General features: G+C 50.5%; 20 protein-coding genes. 14 read left to right on the top strand and 6 right to left on the bottom strand.

The window, feature by feature from the left end; translation table 11 throughout:
* The first annotated feature begins 15 nt into the window (after positions 1-15).
* The gene (locus ACJJIM_RS03860; protein ID WP_282931792.1) at positions 16-972 is read left to right on the top strand and encodes an acetyl-CoA carboxylase carboxyltransferase subunit alpha; all 957 of its coding nucleotides are present in this window, start codon (positions 16-18) and stop codon (positions 970-972) included.
* Between the two features lie 553 nt (positions 973-1,525).
* Positions 1,526-2,788, top strand: a complete 1,263-nt coding sequence (locus ACJJIM_RS03865; RefSeq protein ID WP_413664876.1) for a sugar MFS transporter — start codon at positions 1,526-1,528, stop codon at positions 2,786-2,788.
* A 146-nt stretch (positions 2,789-2,934) separates the two neighbouring features.
* Here the strand turns inward: ACJJIM_RS03865 and ACJJIM_RS03870 are convergent, their stop codons facing one another.
* The gene (locus ACJJIM_RS03870) at positions 2,935-3,774 is read right to left on the bottom strand and encodes a LytR/AlgR family response regulator transcription factor (RefSeq protein ID WP_413664877.1); all 840 of its coding nucleotides are present in this window, start codon (positions 3,772-3,774) and stop codon (positions 2,935-2,937) included.
* A complete protein-coding gene (locus tag ACJJIM_RS03875; protein ID WP_413664878.1) occupies positions 3,771-4,943 on the bottom strand; it encodes a sensor histidine kinase in 1,173 nt (390 codons plus the stop codon). Before ACJJIM_RS03875 ends, ACJJIM_RS03870 begins: the two co-directional genes overlap by 4 nt.
* A gap of 524 nt (positions 4,944-5,467) precedes the next feature.
* Between ACJJIM_RS03875 and ACJJIM_RS03880 the strand changes: the two genes are divergently transcribed.
* From ACJJIM_RS03880 to ACJJIM_RS03890, 3 genes are all read left to right on the top strand, one after another.
* Entirely contained in the window at positions 5,468-6,799 is a 1,332-nt protein-coding gene (locus ACJJIM_RS03880) for a sugar MFS transporter (protein ID WP_444912438.1), read from the top strand.
* A gap of 385 nt (positions 6,800-7,184) precedes the next feature.
* A complete protein-coding gene (locus tag ACJJIM_RS03885) occupies positions 7,185-9,776 on the top strand; it encodes a glycoside hydrolase family 3 protein (RefSeq protein WP_413664880.1) in 2,592 nt (863 codons plus the stop codon).
* Positions 9,777-10,563: 787 nt separating this feature from the next.
* A complete protein-coding gene (locus ACJJIM_RS03890; protein WP_444912439.1) occupies positions 10,564-11,331 on the top strand; it encodes an alpha/beta fold hydrolase in 768 nt (255 codons plus the stop codon).
* A gap of 129 nt (positions 11,332-11,460) precedes the next feature.
* Here the strand turns inward: ACJJIM_RS03890 and ACJJIM_RS03895 are convergent, their stop codons facing one another.
* The 4 genes from ACJJIM_RS03895 to ACJJIM_RS03910 form a co-directional block, all read right to left on the bottom strand.
* A complete protein-coding gene (locus tag ACJJIM_RS03895; protein WP_444912440.1) occupies positions 11,461-12,102 on the bottom strand; it encodes a DUF1349 domain-containing protein in 642 nt (213 codons plus the stop codon).
* 26 nt (positions 12,103-12,128) lie between these two features.
* The gene (locus ACJJIM_RS03900; protein WP_444912441.1) at positions 12,129-13,211 is read right to left on the bottom strand and encodes a sugar phosphate isomerase/epimerase family protein; all 1,083 of its coding nucleotides are present in this window, start codon (positions 13,209-13,211) and stop codon (positions 12,129-12,131) included.
* Positions 13,212-13,306: 95 nt separating this feature from the next.
* Positions 13,307-15,043, bottom strand: a complete 1,737-nt coding sequence (locus ACJJIM_RS03905; RefSeq protein ID WP_444912442.1) for a GMC oxidoreductase — start codon at positions 15,041-15,043, stop codon at positions 13,307-13,309.
* A gap of 11 nt (positions 15,044-15,054) precedes the next feature.
* Positions 15,055-15,648, bottom strand: a complete 594-nt coding sequence (locus ACJJIM_RS03910) for a gluconate 2-dehydrogenase subunit 3 family protein (protein WP_444894562.1) — start codon at positions 15,646-15,648, stop codon at positions 15,055-15,057.
* A 379-nt stretch (positions 15,649-16,027) separates the two neighbouring features.
* Between ACJJIM_RS03910 and ACJJIM_RS03915 the strand changes: the two genes are divergently transcribed.
* From ACJJIM_RS03915 to truD, 9 genes are all read left to right on the top strand, one after another.
* A complete protein-coding gene (locus ACJJIM_RS03915) occupies positions 16,028-17,257 on the top strand; it encodes a helix-turn-helix domain-containing protein (protein ID WP_444912443.1) in 1,230 nt (409 codons plus the stop codon).
* Between the two features lie 68 nt (positions 17,258-17,325).
* Positions 17,326-18,636, top strand: a complete 1,311-nt coding sequence (gene tilS, locus ACJJIM_RS03920; RefSeq protein ID WP_444912444.1) for a tRNA lysidine(34) synthetase TilS — start codon at positions 17,326-17,328, stop codon at positions 18,634-18,636.
* Positions 18,637-18,761: 125 nt separating this feature from the next.
* Positions 18,762-20,396, top strand: coding sequence for a CTP synthase (locus ACJJIM_RS03925; RefSeq protein WP_252085084.1), 1,635 nt, complete (start codon positions 18,762-18,764; stop codon positions 20,394-20,396).
* Positions 20,397-20,451: 55 nt separating this feature from the next.
* Positions 20,452-21,297: a 3-deoxy-8-phosphooctulonate synthase gene (gene kdsA, locus ACJJIM_RS03930; RefSeq protein ID WP_444912445.1), complete on the top strand. Its 846-nt coding sequence runs from the start codon at positions 20,452-20,454 to the stop codon at positions 21,295-21,297.
* 129 nt (positions 21,298-21,426) lie between these two features.
* Positions 21,427-22,713 (top strand): phosphopyruvate hydratase, encoded by a 1,287-nt coding sequence (eno, locus tag ACJJIM_RS03935; protein WP_282931805.1) that lies wholly within the window; start codon positions 21,427-21,429, stop codon positions 22,711-22,713.
* 95 nt (positions 22,714-22,808) lie between these two features.
* Positions 22,809-23,096, top strand: coding sequence for a septum formation initiator family protein (locus tag ACJJIM_RS03940; RefSeq protein ID WP_282931806.1), 288 nt, complete (start codon positions 22,809-22,811; stop codon positions 23,094-23,096).
* The gene (gene ispD, locus ACJJIM_RS03945; RefSeq protein WP_444912446.1) at positions 23,093-23,812 is read left to right on the top strand and encodes a 2-C-methyl-D-erythritol 4-phosphate cytidylyltransferase; all 720 of its coding nucleotides are present in this window, start codon (positions 23,093-23,095) and stop codon (positions 23,810-23,812) included. Before ACJJIM_RS03940 ends, ispD begins: the two co-directional genes overlap by 4 nt.
* Complete coding sequence (gene ispF / locus ACJJIM_RS03950; RefSeq protein WP_444905990.1) at positions 23,812-24,297, top strand: 2-C-methyl-D-erythritol 2,4-cyclodiphosphate synthase; 486 nt, start codon at positions 23,812-23,814, stop codon at positions 24,295-24,297. The genes ispD and ispF overlap by 1 nt, the downstream gene beginning before the upstream one ends.
* On the top strand, positions 24,290-25,252 hold the full coding sequence (gene truD, locus ACJJIM_RS03955; protein WP_444912447.1) for a tRNA pseudouridine(13) synthase TruD: 963 nt from the start codon (positions 24,290-24,292) through the stop codon (positions 25,250-25,252). The genes ispF and truD overlap by 8 nt, the downstream gene beginning before the upstream one ends.
* Positions 25,253-25,282 lie beyond the last annotated feature (30 nt).

The raw sequence follows: 25,282 nt of genomic DNA on the forward strand, positions 1-25,282 counted from the left end.
AAAGGCGCAGATTTCATGAATTTTAATTTTCTCGAGTTTGAGCAGCCAATTGCAGAGCTGGAAGGCAAGATAAAAGAGCTGCAGCTTGTGGGTGATGACAACGAGCTGAATATCGCCGATGAAGTTACCCGGTTGCGGGAGAAGAGTAGAACTTTGACCGAGTCCATCTACTCCGACCTGAGCCCGTGGCAGGTCGTACAGGTAGCCCGCCATCCGCAACGTCCCTATTCAAAGGACTATATCGAGCGTTTATTTACCGATTGGGATGAGCTGCACGGCGACCGTCACTTTGGTGATGACAAGGCGATTATCGCCGGTATCGCGCGCTTAAATGGCAAGCCGGTAGCGGTGATTGGTGAAGAGAAAGGCCGCTCTGTAAACGAGAAGGTTGCGCGTAACTTTGGTATGCCGAAGCCGGAGGGTTACCGCAAAGCTCTGCGTGTTATGGAAATGGCCGAGCGCTTTAAAATGCCGGTTCTGACCCTGATCGACACCCCGGGAGCCTATCCGGGTATCGACAGTGAAGAGCGCGGTATCAGTGAAGCCATCGCCCAGAACCTGGCAGTGATGTCCCGCCTGCGCACGCCGATTATTTGTACCGTGATTGGTGAAGGTTCATCCGGTGGTGCGCTGGCGATCGGTGTGGGTGACCAGCTGAACATGCTGCAGTACTCCACCTACTTTGTAATTTCCCCTGAGGGTTGCGCCAACATTATCTGGAAAACGGTCGAGAAAGCGCCTTTGGCCGCTGAGGCGATGGGGGTGACCTCCAGCGTGTTGGAAGAGTTGGGTATTGTGGATGAAACCATCCCCGAACCTCTCGGTGGCGCTCACCGCGATCCAGATGCAATGGCCAATAACCTCAAAGACCGTCTCAGCGAGCAGCTGGACCAGCTGAGCAGCATCCCCATTGATGAGCTGCTGGAGAAGCGCTATCAGCGCCTGATGAGCTACGGCAATATCGTTTCCTAAGCTGCTTTTTTACTCTAGGGAGTTGTTCAGAGGCTCCCTAGATCCTTTCCCTGCCGCGCCAAGTGTATAAATTTATTGCCGTGTGCGCGGTTGGTGTTTCCTTCCTAGTCCCTTCTTTCCCTACTCATAGATGCTTGCGCTTGTGTGTCATTTTCCGCGCGATTGAGTTTTTCCTTTCGCTGTCCCTCTGCCTGAAAAAACCACTATTTACAGAGCTGCCTTGTGGTTAGTCTCGTCAAAACAGCTAGGTTATTGGACTCCCGGGAAGCCTTAGAGGGAAAAAAAGTACTAAAACAGGTTGATCTACTCTTTCGAGGGAAGCCGTTGAGAAAGCGGTTTGCCTGACCCGATAGCAGACAGTCTGGAGCCTGGCGGCCGCTGATTGTCCACGCTGCCCCCATTTTGAACCCCCTTATCGAAAAGCCCTCTGAGGCGGCGCTACCTCCATGATAGAAAGTACCAACAATAAAGATTGGTGCAATAGGCACAGGTTTGCCCGGATAAAAATATCGACCGGAGAGGCCTGTGAGCTGAAGTCTCAGGATTAATAATTATGGCAATAATGCAGAGTAATACAGCAACGGATGCTGCGCAGATACCGACGGGTGACCAGTCGGGGCACAGGTTTGCCCTGGTGGCGCTGACCTCACTATTTTTTATGTGGGGTTTTATCACCTGCTTGAATGATATTTTGATTCCCTACTTGAAAGGAATTTTCGAGCTGAACTATGCCCAGGCAATGCTGGTGCAGTTCTGCTTTTTTGGTGCTTATTTCCTCGTTTCCCTGCCTGCTGGTGCCCTGGTCAGTAAAATTGGTTATCAGAAAGGGATTGTGACCGGCTTAAGTATTTCGGTGGTTGGCTGTTTGCTATTTATCCCGGCTGAAAGAATGGAAGTTTATGCACTGTTCCTCGGTGCTCTGTTTATTCTGGCTTCCGGTATTACTATTTTACAGGTTTCCGCCAACCCTTATGTGACAGCATTGGGCGATGAGCGCACGGCGCCCAGCCGCCTGACCCTGACCCAAGGCTTTAACTCCCTGGGTACCACTATCGCCCCTCAATTTGGTGCACTGCTGATTTTACCCGCTGCCGGTGTTGCAGCGGGTGCTGCCAGCGCTGCTGTTATTGAAGTGCCTTACCTGATTCTGGCCTCCGCGCTGGCGATCCTGGCTATCGTCTTCGCATTTTTGAATTTGCCGGCAATTGTCAGTAGTGCAACTTCTGAGTCTGTTTCCAATACTGAAGCCGCTTCCGCCTGGAGCTACCGTCACTTGGTGTTGGGCGCGATCGCTATTTTTGTCTACGTGGGTGCCGAAGTCTCTATCGGTAGCTTCCTGGTGAACTTTATCGCTGAGGATTCCATCGCCGGTTTGGAAGAGTCTGAAGCCGCCTTCTATATCTCCCTGTATTGGGGTGGCGCTATGGTTGGTCGCTTTGCCGGCGCGTTAATTATGCGCTTTATTTCTGCTGGCAAAGTGCTCGCAATCTGCTCTATCGGCTCCTGTGTACTGCTGTTGATTACTGTTACGGGTAGCGGCTATCTGGCGATGTGGGCTGTACTGGCTGTGGGTCTGTGCAACTCTATTATGTTCCCGACTATCTTTAGTTTGGCGCTGGCCAAGCTGGGCCCATCGACCAGTCAGGGCTCCGGAATCTTATGCCTGGCCATTGTAGGCGGTGCCATTGTGCCGTTGTTACAGGGGCTTCTGGCTGACCAAATTGGTATCCAATTGGCGTTCGTTTTGCCGATCTTCTGTTACCTCTATATTCTCTACTACGGTCTCTCAGGACACCGTACAGATAAACGCGCTTAAGTTTTCTTTTCTTCTCTTCTGAGCTCGTTTGCCGGCATTTTTATGCCGGCTTTTTTGTGTCCGGAATAAATGGCCAATTTGAAATGTATTTGATTGTGGGGGGAGGGGGTACCGGCGATCCCTGCCAGTTTTAGAGAGGTTGGGGGTTAGGAAGCTTGGGGGGCAGTTAGATCAGACTGTTTGTTGGAGTCGAGAAACTCTTTGATCGGTAAGCGATAGTTGCGACTTACTTTCAGTTTTGCACCGCTGCTCAGGGTGAGAAAGTACTCGCCTTTGGTTAAAACCTTGATATGTACAATAAAGTTCAGGTTAACCAGTGTGGACCTGTGAATGCGTTTAAAAGTGTCTGGGCAGAGTTGTTTTTGCAGGTCTTTAATAGTGCTGCGCATTACATGGGTTTCCCCTTTGGCATGCACACACATATAGTCACCCGCCGCATCGATCCACTCGATATCCGGTTGGCTAACCATGGTGATACTGCCCCGGTCTTTAATGGCGAGACGCTGGGTTGAAGTAGCGGCGTTCTCTCCGCTTGATGCTTTGCCGGCACTGCTTTCGAAAGATCGCATCAGGCGATTTTTCTCTTCCTGATGGCCATCCTCTCCTTTGGATATCATCTGTGCCTGGCGCTGGCGGGCCCGATCGAGGGCTGTTTCCAGTCGGCGCGGGTCCAGTGGCTTGAGCACATAGTCAACCGCATGGACTTCAAAAGCCTTAAGGGCGTATTGGTCGTAGGCTGTGGCAAATATGACCAAGGGCATGGTGTCAGCCTGCAGGTTGCGCACCACATCAAAACCGTTCATTCCTGGCATCTGCACATCGAGAATGAGTAGGTCTGGGTTGTGCTCTGAAACTGCTTGGACAGCTTCCCGGCCATTGCGACAACAGGCGAGAATATCCAGGTCCTTGCGTTCTTCGAGCATACTTTTCAGTAGTCTTAAAGCCAGGGGCTCGTCGTCCACCAGTACGACGCTGAGCTTGCTCATTGAACTTCTCCCTGTGTCAGGTGGGTTGATTGGTTGGAAATTTCCAGTGGAATATTGATGAGTACTTGCATACCGCCATCAGGAGTCTTGTTTTGTTCTATTTTGAAATCTTGCGGGTAGAGCGTCGATAGCCGTTCGCGTACGTTTTTGAGGCCCACTCCCGTTGAGGAGGATTCCGGGTCACATTCGCTGGCAAAGTGATCTGGGCAACCGGTATCGTAGACTTCCAGCACTAGGCGATCATCAGTATTGTGTGCGTGGATACCGATAGTGCCCCCCATTTCATTGGGGGCTATGGCATATTTTACCGAGTTTTCCACCAGTGGTTGCAGCAACATGCTGGGCACTTGTGCGCGGCGCACGGTTTCATCGATCGACAGGTCTACGGACAACCTGTCGGCAAAGCGGGTTTTTTCAATCTCCAAATAAAGCAATACCGCCTCGATCTCTCGTTCAAGCTCAACTTTCTGCATCGGGTCTTCTTTTAGGGAGAGCCTTAAAAAATCACTGAGACGCACAACCATTTCCCGCGCTTCATCAGCTTGCTGGAATCGAATTAGGGCGTTAATGGAGTTGAGCGTATTGAAGAGAAAGTGGGGGTTAAGCTGGTAGCGCAACATTTTTAGTTGCGCTTCATTGGCAATGGCCTCTGCTTGAAGTCTGCGGAGCTGCTCCCGTTCATGTACTGCTGCAACCTCCAGCATTTTCTTGTGCTCTTCATTGAGTAGGAAGTGATATTTTACCCCGCAGTACAGGGCGCTCCAGAATAAAAATACAAATAAAGAAGCGTAATACCAGCCGCCGAACTCAGACCAGATTGAGTGTTCACCACTGAGGCGTATATAGGCCTCCATTCGAACCAGGGTCCATATTCCCGAAATAACAGCGACAGCCAGAAGGTAGATCACGGTGCGGAAGGCGAGCTCTGATTCCCAGGCGACATCAAAAATCGGTTTTAGAAACAGGGATAATAAAAATGCAATAGCGCACTGGAATACTGTATTGACAGGCTCGAAGTGAGGCCACTCTGTAGGGGAGTGCCACAGGGTCAGTGAAAGAAAAGTGACCAGCAGTATGCCAACCCAGCTGACCAGCTGCAGTTTCCAAAACCAGCGGGTCGACTGAATTTCAGTGTTCGGTCTCGTATCTAGACGGGTCGAGTACTGCATGATTTCCCGCATATTTAGTATTGTGAAAAGGACGGGATAGACGCTCATCGTCGCGTTCATTATTATCCGCAGAATATTACCTTGCAGAAACGTGACCCGCCAGAGGGGATAGCGCCACGCTTCCGGCTTGTCCCCGAGAAAGTCCTTTTTATCTGATTTCGGGGTGAATAGTCGAGTAATTTTCGGCAATCTCGATTCAGAAGACAACTCCTCTCTATTTTTAAACATGAGTTAATCAGCCCGGACTTCTTTGAGACTAAAGTTCAGTGGTACTTCTGTTTATCCAGCTCGACACTATTAGATTGTCTATCTGGTCAAAAATGGTAATTTGAAATTTGGTTGAGTAGATAGGTAGTTGCCAATAATTGTGGTAAAAATGTGCAGGGCCTTTAACGGCTTGAGTGAATCCACAGTCGCAGAGGTGGTACTAACTTTTGCGCAAAATGATGTGGTGGCGGAAAAAATTCCGGGTGAATGGACCAACCGCTAGAAAGAAATAGTTTAGATTTGGGGATCGGTTTCCGATGAGCCAGATGTTGCCCGAATCGGGGTTCTCCTCGAGCGAGATGGTTAAATATGACACTGATGCCCGTGCCGGAGTAGCGGCCGGCGTTGCCCCGCGTTATATCAATTTAATTGCACTTACGTCCCTATTTCTAATTTGGGGATTTATTACCGGCCTGAACGATGTGCTGGTGCCGCACTTAAAAAATGTTTTTGAGTTGAGTTACACCAAAGCTGTCTTGGTGCAGTTTTACTTTTTTGCCGCCTATTTCCTGGTATCTGTGCCGGCAGGCATGTTGTTAAGGCGGGTTGGTTATCAGCTTGGTCTGGTGCTCGGGCTTTTGGTGGCTTGTGCGGGTTGTCTGGTCTTTATCCCCGCTGCCCGCCTGCAAATCTACGAAGTGTTTTTGCTGGGGCTGTTTGTTCTGGCTTCCGGGATTACCCTGCTACAGGTTTCTGCAAACCCCTATGTTATCGCGCTGGGCAGTGCTCGCACGGCGCCCAGTCGACTGAATCTTACCCAGGCTTTTAACTCCCTGGGAACCACCTTGGCACCGGTGATTGGCGGCGCAGTTTTCTTTGCGGGACTTACTATTACCGCTGACCCGGATACAGCGGCGAGTATTATTGAGTTCAGGGCCCGCGAAGCGGCTTTGGTGGAGACCCCTTATTTCTGGTTGGCAGTGCTTCTACTGGTGATGGTCGCTTTCTTTTCCTGGATCAGGTTGCCGGCTATTCCCGAGCACCAACAGGGTGGAGGAGCGGATGGTCACGATGTGTTTTCTCTGTGGCGTTTCCCCCGCTTGACCTTGGGGGCTGTAGGTATTTTTGCCTATGTGGGTGCGGAGGTGGCTATTGGCAGCTTTCTGGTGAGTTTCTTTGGTGAACCATCAGTGGCAAAGATGGCTCCTTTTGAAGCGTCAAAGTATGTCTCTTATTACTGGGGCGGAGCGATGATTGGGCGCTTTGCCGGGGCCTTTTTGCTGCGCTTTGTCTCTGCTGGAAAAACCCTGGCGGTTTGTGGCCTGGGTTCGGTGGTACTTATTGCAATCGCGATGATGACGTCTGGCCCGATCGCGGTCTGGTCCATAGTTGCGGTGGGTCTGTGTAACTCGATTATGTTCCCGACTATATTCAGCCTGGCCTTGCGCGGGCTGGGTAAACATACCAGCCAGGGTAGCGGTATCTTATGCATGGCAATTGTAGGTGGTGCAATTATTCCTCTTTTCCAGGGAATGCTGGCTGATAGCGCCGGTATACAGTATTCATTTTTGGTGCCTCTGGTGTGTTACTGCTATATCGTTTATTACGGCGCTTTTTCACGAACCCTGCGCGGTAGCGCAGTGGAGTAGAACCTTCATTTATCCTTTCCGCCTTGTCTGCAATTTGGACCAGCCCATCGGATTTCTATTGGCCTGTAGAGACAAGTACTGCAATTTGTTGTCATTGCGAACTGTGCCCACTGGGTAGCCATGACTCAGTTTTATGGCCGATCGGTGAATACGGCATTAGCAGAACTTGATTCCGACGAGAGCTGGATCTGGAGTTATCTCTAATATTTCAGCTCGGTGGAGGCAGACCGTGCACAACTGCCGGGGCAGGTGATGTGCGGCATAATAAATATGGCGATAGTAGGTCGCGCTGGGTGTAGGGCTTTGGAGATATTTCCTCTGAAGTTTGTCTGAGCGCAACTCGTAGAGCCAGTTAACAAGCGTGGAATAATTTTGGGAGTTATTCGTGAATTTTAGTAAGCGATTTTCGCTGGGCTTTGTGCTCTGTGCTTCTGTGCTGGCCGGGTGTCATTCCGAGAGCCAACAAACTGAGCCAAAAGCCGATAAAGCGCAGGCCGATACTGGCACCAGTGCCGCCGAGGGCATCGACAACTGGCCTGAACTCAAGCCAGCCTTACCGCGCGATGAAAAGCTGGAAGCCCAAATCACTGAAATCATGTCCCGCATGTCTCTGGAAGAGAAAGTGGGTCAGATGATCCAGGCGGAAATCCGCAGCGTTACTCCTGAAGATGTGAAGACCTATCACCTGGGTTCCGTATTGAATGGTGGTGGCGCCTTCCCGAACAACGATAAGTTTGCCACGCCGCAAGACTGGTTGGCCCTTTCTGACGCCTTCTTTAAGGCTTCTATGGACACTTCCGATGGCGGTGTTGCGATTCCCCTGATCTGGGGTTCCGATGCGGTTCACGGCCACAACAATGTGATCGGTGCGACCCTGTTCCCGCATAATATTGGTCTGGGTGCCGCCCAAGACCCGGAGCTGATTGAGCGTATTGGTAGCGCCACCGCCCGCGAAGTGGCAGTGACCGGTATCGATTGGACTTTCGCTCCCACCGTCGCGGTAGTGCGCGATGACCGCTGGGGCAGAACTTACGAGAGCTATTCCGAAGATCCCAAGATTGTTGCGGATTATGCCGAGGCAATGGTGAAGGGGCTCCAGGGCGAAAAATCCAGCGCTGAGTTCCTGCGCGGCGAAAATCTGGTAGCCACTGCCAAGCACTTTGTCGGTGACGGTGGTACGAATCGAGGAATTGACCGAGGTGATAATGCGGTTCCGGAAAAAGAACTGGCAGAGGTCCATGCGGCGGGTTACCTGACATCTCTGCCGGCAGGCGTACAGACCGTTATGGCTTCATTCAATAGCTGGAACGGTGAAAAACTCCACGGCCACAAATACCTTCTGACCACCGTTCTGAAAGAGCGCCTCGGTTTTGATGGCTTTGTTGTGGGCGACTGGAATGGCCACGGTTTCGTGCCCGGTTGCACTGTAGAGAGCTGTGCAGCGGCGATTAATGCCGGCCTCGATATGTTTATGGTGCCGGCGGACTGGAAAGCCCTGTACAACAACACCCTGGCCCAGGCCAAAAGCGGTGAAATCGGTGCGGAGCGTATCGATGATGCCGTTCGCCGCATCCTGCGAGTGAAGATCCGTGCAGGTCTGTTTGACCGCAATATGCCGCTGGCAGGCAAAGACGGCATCCTGGGCAACCCGGAGCACCGCGCAATCGCTCGTGAAGCGGTACGCAAATCCCTGGTGTTGCTGAAAAACAATGACAAGCTGCTGCCATTGGCTGCGGACCAGAATATTCTGGTTGCCGGCGATGGTGCGGATAACTTGTCCAAGCAGAGTGGTGGCTGGACGATTTCCTGGCAGGGTACCGGCAATACGCGCGCTGATTTCCCCGGTGCCACTTCAATCTTTGAAGGCATTTCATCGGCGGTTAAAGCCGCTGGCGGTGAAGCGGTATTGAGTGCTGATGGCAGCTTCTCAGATGCCACTTTTGCCAATGGTAAGGCACCCAAGGTTGCTGTTGTTGTATTTGGCGAAGAGCCCTATGCAGAGTGGCACGGCGATATTACCAACCTGGAATACCAGCGCGGTAACAAGAAGGATTTGGCGCTGCTGAAAAAACTACGCGAGCAGGGTGTTCAGGTAGTCAGTGTGTTCCTTTCAGGCCGTCCTCTCTGGATTAACAGTGAATTGAATGCATCCGATGCCTTTGTTGCCGCCTGGCTGCCTGGCTCTGAAGGTGCTGGTGTTGCGGATGTGCTGATTAAAGGCGCCAATGGGGAAGCCCGTTACGACTTTACCGGCAAGCTGCCATTCAGCTGGCCAATGCACAGCTATCAGAATGTCCTGAATCCATACCACGAGAATTACGAGCCATTGTTTGAGTTGGGCTATGGCCTGGCTGCTGAACAGGAATCCCTGGTGAGTAACGAATTGCCGGAGACCAGTGAATCCAGTGCCGGTGGCGGTTTGGAAGAAGCCTGGCTGTTGGTATCCCGCCCGCAAGCTCCCTGGGTGTTGAATATTGCTGAAGCTGGGGCAGAGGTTGTACCTGTACACGGTAACTTCGCGGTTAGTGGAGACGATAAAAATATTACTGTCAGCTCCATCGATATGTCTTCCCAGGAAGATGCTCGACTGATTACCTGGAAAGGCCTGCGTCCTGGCGCAGTTCAGTTGTCTGCTGAATATATGCAGGACCTGAATGTCTACCTGGAAGAGAAATCTGCGCTGACACTGAATATCCGTGTCGATCAGCCAATTGAAAAGCCGGTGGTGGCTACCATGAACTGTGGTGATGGCTGTTCTGCCAAGGTACCGTTGGAGTCTGCGCTGAAATCCATGGAACAGAAAAGCTGGACCCGGGTTTCTGTAGATCTGCAGTGTTTTGTAAAAGCCGGTGCGGATTTCGGCAAGGTCTTTAGTGCCTTTGGTCTGGAGAGTGAAGCTCCGATGGCTATTGCGGTTGCCAACGTTAAGTTGACCCCGGAAGCTGGAGTATCTGCTGATATTCGTTGTGACGGTTAAGTTACAACACACTTAAAGGGCTAATTACCCTCAGTTCTAACCGGAGCCTGTTTTTTGGTTCCGGTTAGCGGCTGAAACAATTTGTTCTCACAGGAACGGTGCCAGTGTGATGTTCTATCCCGTTGGCACTTCTTTGCCCGCCAATCTCTTCTTTCCAGACATTACTATTTCTTTTATCCCATAGATTTACTACTGGGGTGGAAGGAAAGAATACACTTCACTCGAGACACGCTGTGAATACATCCCTGTAAGCTCCTAATCGGCATCCATGCCTCATAGGGTCCCGAGCGCAGTGTATTATTTCCTTCTTTAGTATATTGGATAGTGTTATCCCTCGATAAATCTACCTCTCCTGATTTTTGTTATTTCACGCCTTCATAGTATTACTTGTCACAAAATTATTGCCGCTGTTGGTGCTGCATTGAGTTGTCAGGCACTGCAAACGTGCAGGCGAATAAATAATTCAATAAATTTTATTTTCTAATCTTATTTAAATTTTGGAGTGGGGTAGGCTTTGCGCAGGTTCCATTTTCTCGGGAACAGAAAGGTAATTGATTTGAAATGAAGCTGCCATTCCACTCTGGTTAGTATGACTTCGCTCTCAAAATTAGGGCTCTTGGATAGTTGGCATTCTTATTGCTGGTTATTTTTCGAGTGTTTACTTTTCAGACCTGGCCTTCCATTGAATTATGGCGGTTATGGTGGGTTGGTTCCCTGTTTGATTTTGTGCATTTTGAGGTCCTCGGTCATGGTGGTGCCGGGGATGGTGCGGATAAATTAACTTGAAATGGAATTGGAGGAACTAATGGCACCTTGTCATATCGTTTTTTTACCAGGACTTTTCGCGCGTGGATGGATCTGGAATCAGGTTGCAGATGCTTGCCGGCAGCAGGGGCATAAAATAACTGTTTTCGAGCCATCTATCCCTGAGGTTTTTATGGGTAAGTTGGATTCGGCGCACGAAATGATTAGAGAGTGTCTCCAGTTAAATGGAGATATGGATAATAATATTTTGGTCGGCAACTCGATGAGTGGGCTTATTACGTTAGATTTTGCCGCAAAATATCCTGAACTGGTAGCTGGGGTGGTTATCAGTGGAGCCCCGGGGCTTGAGGAGTTGGAGGCAGGAGTTTCCCTTTCTGATTTACGCGGGTCGGTACCTGGAGCAGCAAATATACTTTGTGAGCGGGTCTTCCGAGATATTAACCGCCTGCCGAAACCGGACTACGAAAAGGGCGTCGCCGATATCAATACTATTTTCTCCACTAACGAAACGTTTAAATCAGTGGTTAAATGGCTGAATATAAGTAGGAAGTATGATGTTTATGGCAGTCTGAAGAAAGTGAGATGCCCGATCAAGTTAATATGGGGAGACTTCGATCAAATAACACCGGCTGAATCCTGGCGGTCGCTGGCCTCCCAGAATGATAATTTGGATTATTGTGAAGTGTATGATTGTGGGCACAGTCCTATGCTGGAAAAGCCTGAAGAATTTTATCAGCTTCTCTCTGGGTATCTTCTTGGTATAAACAGGCCCTTGGCGCGGACTGCTTGATGACAAGCATTTCCCGGGTGGCTCGAGATGCATAGCTATGACAGAAGTTGCGCTTGTCATAGCTATGTATCTCGAAGGCTGTTATTAATGTTCTCTCGAAGTTTTTTCCTCGAGACGATAGTCGGGTCGTTAGGTTCCCTGCATATAGTCTGTAATTGTTTTTTCCTCAAAGTTAATATCAGAAAACAAAGCTTGTACTTTGGGGCCTGTAGGTGATTGGGCGAGAAAACCAATCCTGGTGGGCTTGGAGGTCTGCAGGGAAAATGATCGAAGGTATGACCAGTGTCTGCTATCCTCTGAGTGATAAAAAAAGTATGTAGTTCCTTTCCTTGCAATTTTTAGATGGCTGTATTCCCTCTGGGTTTCTATATGGTAGGCATCGTCACCACCTTTATAAACGACGGTAGACGCTATGCCATTTTTGCCAGAGTTAAACCTCTCAAGTAGAAGTTTTGCCCAGTTTCCCTCGTCTGCATAAACAATTAAAGCGGCTCCATCAAAGTTTTTCTCAAGGTCTACAGAGACTTTTGCGGAAAAAATAAAGTCAGTTTTCGGTGCGAAAAGTAACCTTGGGGCATTGTCTATTTGATAAGAGTTGTCGGCATTGGTGAATAAATCGCTGCCTTTTGTGGCGGTGATGGTGATTTTTGAAGGTGCGATACTTGGTTCTTGAATGGTGTGCTGTTTTTCCAGCGGATAAGGAATTCTTAAATAGTTGTAAATTTCTGGGGCGGCTGTCATTGCTATGCAATTGCTGGCTTGAAGTATCAAAGTCAATAGGGCGGGGAATAGGTATTTCATGATTTTATATCCTTTCTAGTGGACATATACGATGAAAGGTATTGCTGAAGATTTGCTTTTGATTTTATAAGCGCCTCTATTGTTTCCATACCCTTTGGCGCAGTCTCCTGCTCAAGAATAATCCACTGGCTGCCGCCGACTTCGATACTGGCCTCAATAATTGAAGGCCAATCTATTAGATCCATGCCGATTATAGGGAGCCTCTGAATAACTCCGTAATGCCTCTGCGGGCCTTGAAGGCTGCAGATGTTAGGCGCAGCTCGCCGCGAATGGCCGTAGCCCTTTGCAAGAGCTGCAACGCAGCAGCTGTAGCCTTCAAGGCCCGCCCTTCGGGGCTCGCAGAGCGATTCACACTCCGCGTTGCAACTTCTTGAAAGGTCTAGACATTCCTGCGAAGCCGCGCCTTGATTGTGAACCGCTTTGCAAGCCAGAGGTATCACGGAGTTATTCAGAGGCTCCCTAGCTTTATTGTTAATATTCTCATCAGGAACCCAGGATTTAAAGTGAGTGGTATAGGTTCGCCCCGGATATCGTTTTAGATAGTTGATAGGATCTTTGCCTGCCGCAGAAACCCAGCCGATGTCTAACTGCAAAATGAAATTGTCATCAGTAGACTGGGATATATAGTCCCAGAAAGTTGTGTTTTGGTAAGTGGAAAATTCTTTATCGTGATTATGAAATCCCATTTTCAAACCGTACTTGGAAAGAACGGATTGCGCACTGCGAAGCTGTGATATTAACTTGTCTACCCCGTTAGGGTCCCAGCTTCTCGGGTCCCAGCCAACAATTAGGTATTCGGCACCCAGGGTCTGGTAATAAGTGGCCGTTGCATCAATTGATTCCGGGAGCAGCTGGGTAATAGAAACGTGTGCACCGCTCACTTTTAGCTTTAATTGCTCCAGTAGAGAGCGGAGTTCATTTGGCTTTTCTTTGTACGGACCTAGTTCCGTAGCCAGTTCTATCGCATTAAAACCTGCTGCTTTTAGTCTTTTTAGTGTGCCTGAAAAGTCCCGGTTTAACTCATGGCGAACAGACCATAGTTGAACCCCGAGTTGGGCTTCAATTTTCTTAGTAGTCATATTTACTTCAATTGCGACTGATTTTAAGGTGGGTAAAGTTGTCAAGAGAAGAGCTGTAAACAGATTGCGAGATAAATTTCGTAGGCTTATCACTTTTATAATCTCCCCGCAGAAAGTTCGCTGGCTGCATAGTTTGCGGCTCGAGCAGTTAATGCCATAAAAGTTAGAGAGGGGTTTTGAACTGCTGAAGAGGTGAAGCAGGAGCCATCGGTTACAAAAAGGTTGGGTATATCGTGCGATTGGTTGTACCCATTTAAAACTGAGTTGGTTTTATCACTACCCATTCGTGCTGTGCCTACCTCATGGATGGCACTTCCAGGGGGATATTTATCACTAGTGACTTGTCCACTGACTTCACTTAGCCCCAAATTCTTAAGCATAGCTTGCATGGTCTCACAGGCATCCTCCATCATTAGGCGCTCATTTTCAGACCATTGGCAATTGATATGTAGTTGCGGGATTCCCCACTTATCTTTTTTGGTGGAGTGGAGGCTGACCTGGTTTTCGTGCCTCGGTAACATCTCTCCCTGTGCACCGATCCAAAATCCCCAGCGCCCAGGTTGTTGCAGTTTTTCTTTGAAAGATTTTCCAATCCCCTCGGAAGCAGCCATTGTCCGCCAGTCCTGCCGATAGGCGCTTCCTGAAATCTGGTAGCCGCGCTTGTAGTGCTTTCGGTAAAGTTCGGGGCGATATTGGAAATTGGGAATCAGGATGCCGGTTGGTCTCCACCCGGAGAAGTACTCATCTTCATAACCATCAATAAAGCCGTGGGCTGAGGCATTGTAATTGTGATCCATAAGGTAGTGGCCCAGTACACCAGAGCTGTTGGCGAGCCCCTTGGGGAAATGCTTGTTGGCTGAGTTGAGGAGTATTTGGGTTGAGCCCAATGTGGATGCGCAGAGGAAAACGATTCGGCCAAAATACTCTCGTTGTTGTAGGGTTTCGCTGTCGATTACCCTTACGCCAGCTACTCGGTTCTTTTGCGAGTTGTAAATAAGGCTGTGTACCACGCTATTACTGGCAATTTGTAGTTTGCCGGTACTCATTGCGGCTGGCATGGTGGCGCTTTGTGTAGAAAAGTAGCCGCCGAATGAGCAGCCTCGTTGGCACTGGTTACGAGCCTGGCAGTTGTATCGGCCTAGGGCTACCTGTTCCCGGTTTGGCTTGGTCAGGTGAGCAGCTCTTCCAATAATGAAATGCTTATCACGATACTGCTTTTCAAACCTGGACTTGATGTCTAGTTCACACTGGTACATCTCAAATGGTGGTTGGTATTCGGAGTCTGGCAGTTGCTCAATATTGTCCGTATTGCCACTGATTCCGGCAAAGCGTTCGATTTTGCTGTACCAGGGTGCAATATCCTTGTAGCGAATGGGCCAATCAACTCCTACGCCATCACGTTTGTTTGCGAGAAAGTCGTGGTTACTAAATCGATATGACTGCCGGAACCAGAGAAGGCTTTTGCCTCCTACTTGATTGCCGCGAATCCAGGTAAAGTCTGAGCCGGGCTCTGTGGAATAGGGTTGTTCGTTGTCATTGCAGAAAAAATGCTTGGTGCTTTCATTGAGAAAAATACTACGACTTTGTATCGGATAGATTTCTTTTTTCTCTTTCAGGTTCATTTTAGTACGGAGCGGGAATTCCCAAGGTCCCTTGTTTTCTGTGGGGTAGTCCTGACCGTGTTTTACCATCCGGCCCCGATCTATCATCAGGGTATTTAATCCCCGTTCGGTTAGTTCTTTTGCTGCCCAGCCGCCGCTAATACCTGATCCTATAACAATCGCGTCAAATATCTGGCTTTCTTTTTGGACCAATAATTCATCATTTTGCATAGTGCTTTCCTTTAAATACGTGGCAGTGAACCCCAGGCCTTCCCGGTTTGATCCAATGGAACTGAACCTTTGAACCCACCGGGAATTGCTTGGTAAGCAAGCTCACGGGTGGCTCCGGTAAAGCTGGTGTAGTAGCCAAGGCACACCAGGAATTTAAGATTCCTGAAATCTTGTTGTAAGTCTGGGTTAAAGGGGGCTATTCCGGTGTCGAGTGATTCGAGTAGAGCAACCGATTGTTCTGGGGCAAGATGAATAAAGGGGTGTCCATACCGGGTGGTGGCACGCTCATCCAACTCATGTAAGAGCTTTTTGGTTTTTAGCTGGGTCTGCTCTTCTATGCAGTCGGTTAAATAGTGATCGACAAATAAATGGCACTCTGTTTCAGCTGCGCCGGGAGTATCCGTTGCGGGTATCAGGTAGGAGCAGATTTTGTGCAGGGTGGTGAGTTGTTCAATAGAGAAAAGCCGTGCCCGGTAGGCGTCAGTTCTTCGCGATTTGAAAAAATTATCTGCTGCCGCAAGAGCTTGCTGCTCTGTGCAGGTTAGGGCCAGAGAGGTCCCGCCCACAGTGGCCAGTCCTTGAATAAATTTCCGACGGTTTATCATCCCTGTCTCCCCTTGTTGCTTGAAGAGTTAGTTCTTTTCTAGTGAATCGATACTGGTAGGGAGATTTTGTCTTCGGGGCTCAAGCTCGTCGTCTTGATTTGTGGTAATACCCAAATCTGGACGTACAAATTCAGGTATTACCTAAAGCTTTACCCTTATTTGGGCGGGCCGATGGTGGTTTAGTGGTAATATCTTTCTAGGGAGCCTCTGCAAGCCCCGAAGGGCGGGCCTTGAAGGCCACAGCTGCTGCGTTGCAGCTCTTGCAAAGGACTAGGCCATTCGCGGTGAGCTGCGCCTAACATCTGCAGCCTTCAAGACCCGCAGAGGCATTATGGAGTTATTCAGAGGCTCCCTAGGTAGAAGGGCTATTTGAGTATCAATGGACGCTTTACTATTCAATTTCCACGATATTGTTCTGATAATGACCAGTTATCAGTGCGCTCTTTTTGCACTGTTGTTGTTAGTGATTCGTCGTGAGCGGCGTTTCAGCAACACCTTGTTGGCGCTATTTCTGTTCTCACAAGCCGCTATTCCCCTGGATATCCTGATTAATTTTGGTGAGGGTTTCCGCAGTTGGTCCATTGAGACTTCCCCGAACTTGTTTTTTGTATTTGGCGCAGCCTACTGGTTAGAAGGTCCCTTGTTACTTTGGTATACCCGCTCCTTAACTCGCGAGGGGTTTAGGATTTCCAGGCGGGACCTTTGGTACTTGCTGCCTTTTTTACTGGCAGTCGTGTTTGAATATTTCTCCTACTGGCAATTTGATAGCGAAACCAAGACAGCCATGCTGCGTGGGGAGAATTTAACTACTGGCTCAATGTTCGATCACTTGTTGGGATTGGCTCGTGAATCGCTTCGGGTACTTTTCGGTGTTTTGTGTCTTTTTGAGGTGCGTCGATGCCGCAGGCAGATTCGAGATAATCATTCCAGTATTGAGAAAATTGACCTGACTTGGCTGTTGGTGTTGATCTGGGGCTTCTTGCTGGTTCGTATTTGGGCTCTGATGATTAACCTGGCGGTAGGGTTGGCGCAGGAGTGGCAGCTCCAGTTGGATATTGGAGCGATGGGGCTGTTTAGTAACTACGCCGTATTTGTTTTGGTTAGTGCCATGATCTTCTTTAGTCTCAGTTACTCCTCAATGTTTGAGGGCGATGGGCATAAAGTGGAGAAGTCCGGGGAAGATGTAGGTTCTGACCAGGAACAGGATGCTAATGGGGAGCCTGAGATTGATCTGGAGTTGGCAGCCCAAATTGAAAATTATATGCGGGAAGAAAAACCTTACTTGGTTCCAGCCCTTACCCTAGAGCAGTTGTCAGGGCAGTTACAGGTATCACGCAGGTTGCTTTCACAGACGATTAATCGTCATTTTCAGTGCAACTTCTTCGAGTTTGTAAACCGTTACCGTATAGATGAGGCAAAACGGATGTTGCGGGAGCCGCAAAATGCGGGGCTCACCGTGATGGAGGTAATGTTGTCCTCGGGCTTTAATACCAAGGCTACATTTAACTCGTTTTTTAAGAAAATGGTGGGTATGACGCCGACCGAGTACCGCCGGCTTAATTGCGAAGCCAGGGCTGGCAGTGAGATGGGTGCTATGGAGCCCAGCTAAAGGGCTCTAGCCGCCTTTGCTGGGTTTGGCAGTATACTTTTGAAAATTTGATTCTGGCTCGACCCCTTGTGAAACCCGTAGACCTCCCTGAAAAACTCCCAACTCTGATAAAGGGGTTACTAAAGTCCCACCCTGCCAGCGGCCAGTTGTGGGTGGGGTTTTCTGGTGGTCTGGACTCCACTGTTCTCCTGCACCTTCTGGTAACTTGCCAGGTTCCCGTGCGTGCGCTTCATATTCACCATGGCCTAAATACAAATGCGGACATTTGGCTGGCTCACTGTAAAGAGTTTGCTGAAAATCTGGCGGTACCCTTTACAGCCACCCAGGTTACTGTTGATTACAAAGATGGCGGATTGGAGCAGGGGGCTCGCCGGGCGAGATATGAGGCCTTCAATCAGGTGATGTCCGAAGGTGATCAAATTCTGCTCGGTCACCACGCGGATGACCAAGCTGAGACTTTCCTGCTGCGCTTAATGCGGGGCGCGGGCGTGTTGGGATTGGCCAGTATGTCCGAGAGTCGAACTATCGGAGATAATAAGTACTTACTGCGCCCTCTACTCAGGGCGGGGCGAAAAGAGCTAGAGCAGTGGGCTGAGGCTCACGGATTGAGCTGGATTGAAGATGACAGCAATGCGGATGAGGCCTTGGAGCGTAATTTTTTGCGGCATCGAGTTGTTCCACTGCTCAACCAACGTTGGGGAGTGAGTCGCCAGATCGCTCGGGCAGCGGAGAACCTGAGGGAGTCTGCCGACTTGCTGTCTGAGTTGGCACTTGCTGACCTGGAGGAGGCTGACTTAAAGGCAGAGCGATTTGGCGAAAGTCTGGCCCTGCCTCGCTTCTTCAGCCTTAGCGAGGGGCGCCGTAAAAACCTTATGCGGCATTGGGTATTGGGCCAAGGGGGGCAGCCGCCAGAGTCAGCCCTATTAAATCAGGCGCTTTTCCAAGTGACTCATGCGGCAGAGGACGCACAGCTTGAAGTTAATATGGGTGGGCGAGTGGTACGACGTTTTCGGAATCGCCTTTACCTGACCCCTGAGCTGGCGCCAATTGCCAATAGCTCCGATAAAAGTTGGCACTGGGATGGCCGCTCTAATCTGGCTCTGCCAGCGGGTGGCATTCTTCGGTCCTCGTCGGATTGGCCAGTGGACGATTATCGAGTGTGTTATCGCAGAGGAGGGGAGCGTGCGCACCCGGTAAATCGCTCCAGGTCACAAACGCTTAAGAAGCTCTTGCAGGAGTGGGCCCTTGAGCCCTGGCTCAGGGATCGTGTCCCATTGGTATTTTTGGGGGATGATCTGGTGGCTGTCGCGGGGCTCTTTTCATGCAAAGCAGGCTGCGCCATCCCGGATGAACCACCCGGCTGGCGGTTTTTCGATTGAGTGTTAAGGGGGTTTCTGCTACCCTGGCGCCCCGTCTAAAAGGCACCGGGAGAAGCTGGATTATCCGCCCGGGCCAGCCCTGTAAGCTCGACATTCATCGAGCGCTCAACTGACCAAGGTTTTGCATGACGCGCTATATTTTTGTAACTGGTGGCGTGGTTTCCTCGTTGGGGAAAGGTATCGCCTCCGCCTCTTTGGCCGCCATTCTCGAGGCCCGCGGCCTCAAGGTTACCATCCTCAAACTGGACCCCTACATCAACGTAGACCCGGGTACCATGAGTCCCTTCCAGCACGGCGAGGTGTATGTCACCGAGGATGGTGCCGAGACTGACCTGGACCTGGGTCACTACGAACGCTTTATCCGTACCCGGATGTCCAAGCGTAACAACTTCACCACCGGCCGCGTGTACGAAACCGTACTGCGCAAAGAGCGCCGTGGTGACTACTTGGGTGGCACCGTACAGGTGATCCCCCATATTACCGACGAGATCAAGCGCCGCGTTGTAGAAGGTGGCCGCGATGTCGATGTCGCTATTGTTGAAATCGGTGGCACCGTAGGTGATATCGAATCCCAACCGTTCCTGGAATCTGTGCGTCAGCTGCGTGTGGAAATGGGCACCAATCGCGCCCTGTTGATCCACCTGAGCTATGTGCCTTTCCTTGCCACTGCTGGTGAAACCAAGACCAAGCCGACTCAGCACTCTGTTAAAGAGTTGCGTTCTATCGGCTTGCAGCCGGATATTCTGCTGTGCCGTTCCGAGCGTGAGATCGATGAGGACTCCCGCCGCAAGATCGCACTGTTCACCAATGTTGAAGAGCGCGCTGTTGTACCGCTGCCCGATGCCAAGACCATCTACGGCGTACCGCGTCTTCTGCACAGTTACGGCCTCGACGATATCGTTGTGGAAAAACTGCAGCTGGAATGCCAGGCACCAGACCTTTCCGAGTGGGATGAAGTGGTCGATGGCAAGCTGAACCCGCAGCACGAAGTGAAAATTGCCATGGTTGGCAAATACATGGAGTTGCTGGATGCCTATAAGTCCCTGATCGAGTCCCTGACCCATGCGGGTATCAAGCATCGCTGCAAAGTGGATATCGACTTTATCAACGCTGAAGACGTTGAGGGTGAGAACGGCATTGACCTGATCAAGGATGCCGATGCAATCCTGGTTCCCGGTGGATTTGGTGAACGCGGTTTAGAGGGCAAGCTTGAATCTGTTCGCTACGCTCGTGAAAACAATATTCCTTACCTGGGCATCTGCCTCGGTTTGCAGTCTGTGGTTATCGAGTTCGCGCGCAATGTGCTCGGCCTCGAAGGTGCCAACAGTACTGAATTCAATACTAAAACCCCGCACCCGGTTATTGGCCTGATCACAGAGTGGATCGATAGCGAAGGCAATATCGAGAAGCGCGACGAGCAGTCCGACCTGGGTGGCACCATGCGCTTGGGTGGCCAGGAGTGTCGTTTGGCTAAAGACACCAAGGCTCGCGATATCTACGGCGCAGACGTCATTGTAGAACGCCACCGCCACCGCTACGAAGTGAACAACAACTACGTTGATCGCCTGCAGCAAGCTGGTTTGAAAATTGGCGGCTGGTCTGCAGACGATACCCTGGTAGAAATGGTTGAATTGCCGAACCATCCCTGGTTCGTTGCTTGCCAGTTCCACCCGGAATTTACTTCAACCCCGCGCGACGGCCATCCGCTGTTCGAAAGCTTTGTTGCCGCCGCAATGAAGCAGCGTGAAAACCAGGGTTAATCAGTAATCCGCCCCCGGTCTCTGTGACTGGGGGTGAGATGACAGGGAGCTGACAGTGAAAACAATTGAAGTCGGAAATATTCAGGTCGCCAACGATAAGCCCTTTGCGCTGTTTGGCGGTATGAATGTACTGGAATCCCGCGACCTGGCGATGCAGGTGGCTGAGCACTATGTAAAAGTCACTGAAAAACTGGGTATTCCCTATGTTTTTAAAGCGTCTTTTGACAAGGCCAATCGCTCTTCCATCAATTCCTATCGCGGACCGGGAATGGAAGAAGGCCTGAAGATTTTTCAGGAAATCAAAGATACCTTTAAGGTTCCCTTGATTACCGATGTCCACGAAGTACACCAGGCTGCTCCGGTTGCCGAAGTCGTAGATATTATCCAGCTGCCGGCCTTCCTGGCCCGCCAGACTGATCTGGTCGCCGCTATGGCAGCGACTGGTGCAGTGATCAACGTCAAAAAGCCCCAGTTTATGAGCCCGCCGCAAGTTAAAAATGTGGTGGAGAAATTCGCTGAGTGTGGCAACGAAAATATTCTTTTGTGTGAGCGCGGTGCCTGCTTTGGCTACGATAACCTGGTTGTCGATATGCTGGGCTTTAGCACCATGATCAACGCCTCCGGCGGTGCCCCGCTGATTTTTGACGTCACCCACTCACTGCAAATGCGCGATCCTTCCGGTGCAGCTTCTGGTGGTCGCCGTGCACAGGTCACTGAGCTGGGCCGCGCAGGTCTGGCTATCGGTATTGCCGGCCTGTTCCTGGAAGCACACCCGAGTCCAGACAAAGCATTGTGTGATGGCCCGAGTGCATTGCCACTGGAAAAGCTGGAGCCATTCCTGGCGCAGATGAAAGCGGTAGATGACCTGATCAAGGGTTTCGAGCCGCTGGATACGAAATAAAAAAGAGATACTTTTGCGCGCCCTGATTGGGCGCGCGGCACTTTCCCCTCTGCTATTTAGCAAAAAGTGCGTAAAGTCTGATTTACGAAAACCTATTTTCAGTAAGTACCAATACGGAGCCCATTGTAAATGAGCAAGATTGTCGCTGTTAAAGCCTTTGAAGTAATGGATTCTCGCGGTAACCCTACCGTTGAAGCCGATGTAATCCTGGAGGATGGTTCTATTGGCTCCGCCTGCGCTCCCTCCGGTGCCTCCACTGGCTCCCGTGAAGCGCTGGAACTTCGCGATGGCGATAAAAGCCGTTACTTGGGCAAGGGTGTCCTGAAAGCGGTTGAAAATATCAACACTACTATCGCCGACCTGCTCAAGGGTATGGATGCTTCCGATCAGCGCGCCCTGGACAAGGCGATGATTGATGCCGACGGCACTGAAAATAAGGCGAACTTCGGCGCCAACGCTATTTTGGCGGTTTCCCTGGCTGCCGCTAAAGCAGCTGCCGCTTCCAAAAAAATCCCCTTGTACCAGCACATTGCTGAGGTAAACGGCACCCCGGGCGAGTACTCCATGCCGGTACCGATGATGAATATCCTCAATGGCGGCGAACACGCTGACAACAATGTGGATATTCAGGAATTTATGGTTCAGCCCGTTAAGGCTGAATCTTTTGCCGAAGCTCTGCGCCAAGGTGCTGAGATCTTCCACTCCCTAAAGAAAGTACTGTCCAGCAACAGCCTGAACACTGCAGTTGGCGATGAAGGAGGCTTTGCTCCGAACCTGCCTTCCAACGAAGCAGCGCTGAAAGTGATTGCTGAAGCGGTAGAGAAGGCCGGTTACACCCTGGGTGATGACATTACCCTGGCTCTGGACTGCGCTTCTTCCGAGTTCTACAAAGATGGCAAGTACGATCTGGCTGGCGAAGGCAAGCAGTTCGATAGCGAAGGTTTTGCCAGCTACCTGGCCGATCTGTCCGCCAACTATCCGATCCTGTCTATCGAAGACGGTATGGACGAGAGTGATTGGGACGGTTGGAAAGTACTCACCGATAAAATTGGTGAAAAAGTACAGCTGGTAGGCGACGACCTGTTCGTAACCAACACCAAGATCCTGAAGGAAGGTATCGAGAAAGGTGTCGGTAACTCTATCTTGATCAAGTTCAACCAGATCGGCTCCCTGTCCGAGACTCTGGATGCGATCAAAATGGCTAAAGATGCGGGCTACACCGCTGTGATCTCCCACCGCTCCGGTGAGACCGAAGATACTACTATTGCGGATCTGGCGGTTGCGACTGCTGCTGGTCAAATCAAGACCGGTTCCCTTTGCCGTTCAGACCGCGTAGCCAAGTACAACCGTCTGTTGCGCATCGAAGCTGAGCTGAATGGCTCCGCTCCTTATCGCGGCCGCGCTGAATTCAAGTAATCCATTATTTGAATTAGCGTGCAAGTACTACAAAGAGGGGCTAGCCCCTCTTTGTAGTACTATAAATACGAACAAGCGAAATATCGTAATCTCGTATGAAATGGCTGCTGGCAATACTCACCATTATGCTCCTCGCCACCCAGTACCGACTTTGGGTTGGTGAAGGTAGTCTCGCCGAAGTTACCCGTCTCAAGCGTCAATTAGCCCAACAGCAAGAAAAAAATATCGCGCTGGTGCGGGAAAACCGTCAACTGTTCAGGGAAGTCCGCAGTTTGAAAGTTGGCACTGATGGTGTGGAAGCGAAAGCCCGTTATGACCTGGGACTGATCAAGGAAGGGGAAACACTGTTTATCTTCCTGGATAAGGAAGAGGCTGAAAATTGATTAAGGATTATTGGGTCATTGTACCCGCTGCCGGCGTTGGCAAACGTATGGGGGCTGATCGCCCGAAACAGTACCTGCCATTGCTCGGGCGACCACTGCTATCCCTGACTTTAAAAAATATTCTTGGGTGGCCAGGTTTGGCTGGCGTTGTAGTATCGCTATCGGAGCAGGATACCTACTTCCCTCACCTGAAAGAAGCAAACCACCCCTTGGTACACACCGTCATTGGTGGAGCTGAGAGAGCAGACTCTGTTCAGTCCGCCCTGGATTTCCTGGCGGAGCGAGAAAGCGGCGATACTCCGGTTTTAGTCCACGATGCTGCACGACCCTGTGTGTCTGAGCGCGATATTTGCGCTTTACTCAGTGACGAAGTATCACCGATGGCACTTTTGGCGCGCCCCGCAAGCGACACATTAAAGCGCAGTCATATGACTGGCGGTGTAGCCTGTGTGGAAGAAACGGTTGACCGCGAAAGTATTTGGTTGGCGCAAACCCCACAGCGGGCCCCTCTCAGTACTCTGCACTCATGCCTTGGTAAAGCCCTGGAACAAGGGGTCGCTGTAACCGATGAAGCCAGTGCACTGGAGTTTTTTGGCCATTCACCGCAATTGGTTGCGGGTGATAGTGACAATATTAAAGTGACGCACCCCGCCGATATCATAATTGCAGAAACTATTTTACGTCTGCGCTACTCCCCGACTGAGGATAAGCGATAGTGAGTTTTCGAATAGGCCAGGGCTTTGATGTGCACGCATTTGGCCCTGGTGATCATGTAGTACTCGGAGGGGTACAAATCCCCTATGGGTATGGTTTGGTAGCTCATTCTGATGGGGATGTTTTACTGCACGCCCTATCGGATGCCTTATTGGGTGCTCTGGCCCTGGGAGATATCGGTAAACACTTTCCCGATAACGATGAACAATTTGCCGGAGCGGATAGCAGAAACCTGCTTCGACATGTTGTTGGATTAATCGATAGTAAAGGGTATCGCCTGGTTAATGCGGATATGACGTTGATTGCCCAGGCCCCCAAAATGGCTCCGCATATCGATGGAATGCGGATCAATATTGCCGCTGACTGTGGTGTTGATTGCGATGCGATCAGTGTCAAAGCAACCACTACAGAAAAGCTTGGATTTACTGGTCGCGGTGAGGGTATCGCCGCGCAAGCTACTGTTTTATTAGAGCGCAAAGATGTCTGAAGTTTGGAATCTGGATTGGCCCCGAGCGCTTGGGGGTGCGGTAATTTCTGGCGATTTTCGCACAGAACCAGAAGATTTTATTGTCGATGAACTGGCTATGCCACCGGCTGATAAAGATGGTGAGCATGTTTACTTACAGGTTAAAAAGCGCGGGGCAAATACCGCCTGGGTTGCCAAGGAATTGGCGAAGTTAGCCGGGGTGCAAAGCCGGGATGTCAGCTTTTATGGATTGAAAGACCGACATGCTGTTACCACTCAATGGTTCAGTGTATGGCTCGGACAAAAGCCAGAAGCAGACTGGTCGCAAATTAACAGCGATGAGATTTCATTGCTCCAGGCCTTCCGGGGGCCACGCAAGTTGCGTCGCGGAGAGCATATGGGGAATCGCTTCAAGATTCGTCTGCGCAATGTAGAAGGTGATCAGGACAAAGCAGAAGAAGTACTTCAGCTGATTCCCAAAGGGGTGCCCAATTACTTCGGTGAACAGCGCTTTGGGATTGATGGCAATAACCTTAGCTTGGCAAAAAACTTAGCTGAAGAGGACGGTCGTTGCCGCAAAAGCGAAAAGGCCTTCGCCATGTCTGCTGCCCGTAGCTGGCTGTTCAACCAGGTTTTGGCTGAACGAGTCAACACCGGAACCTGGCAGAGCCCCCTCGTTGGAGAGCCTGAAGATTACCCAACCGGGCCTCTTTGGGGGCGTGGCAGAAACCTGTCAACGGATGCCCTGGGGCAGTTGGAAGAGCAAGTGTTGTCTCCGTGGCAGCCTTGGTGCAACTGGCTGGAGCACTGCGGTCTTAGCCAGGAGCGCCGGGCCATGATTTTATCCCCGGAGGCATTTCGCTATGAGTGGGAAGGTGATCATTTAATCGTCGAATTTGCCTTGCCACCGGGTACTTTTGCTACGGCTTTGCTACGGGAGATAGCTCAGCTGGTCAATGTTAAACAGTGCACATAAAATTTGTATTTAGGTGACTGGCGCTGTTGC

This window comes from Microbulbifer maximicatervae (SeqCode) (assembly GCF_052467615.1).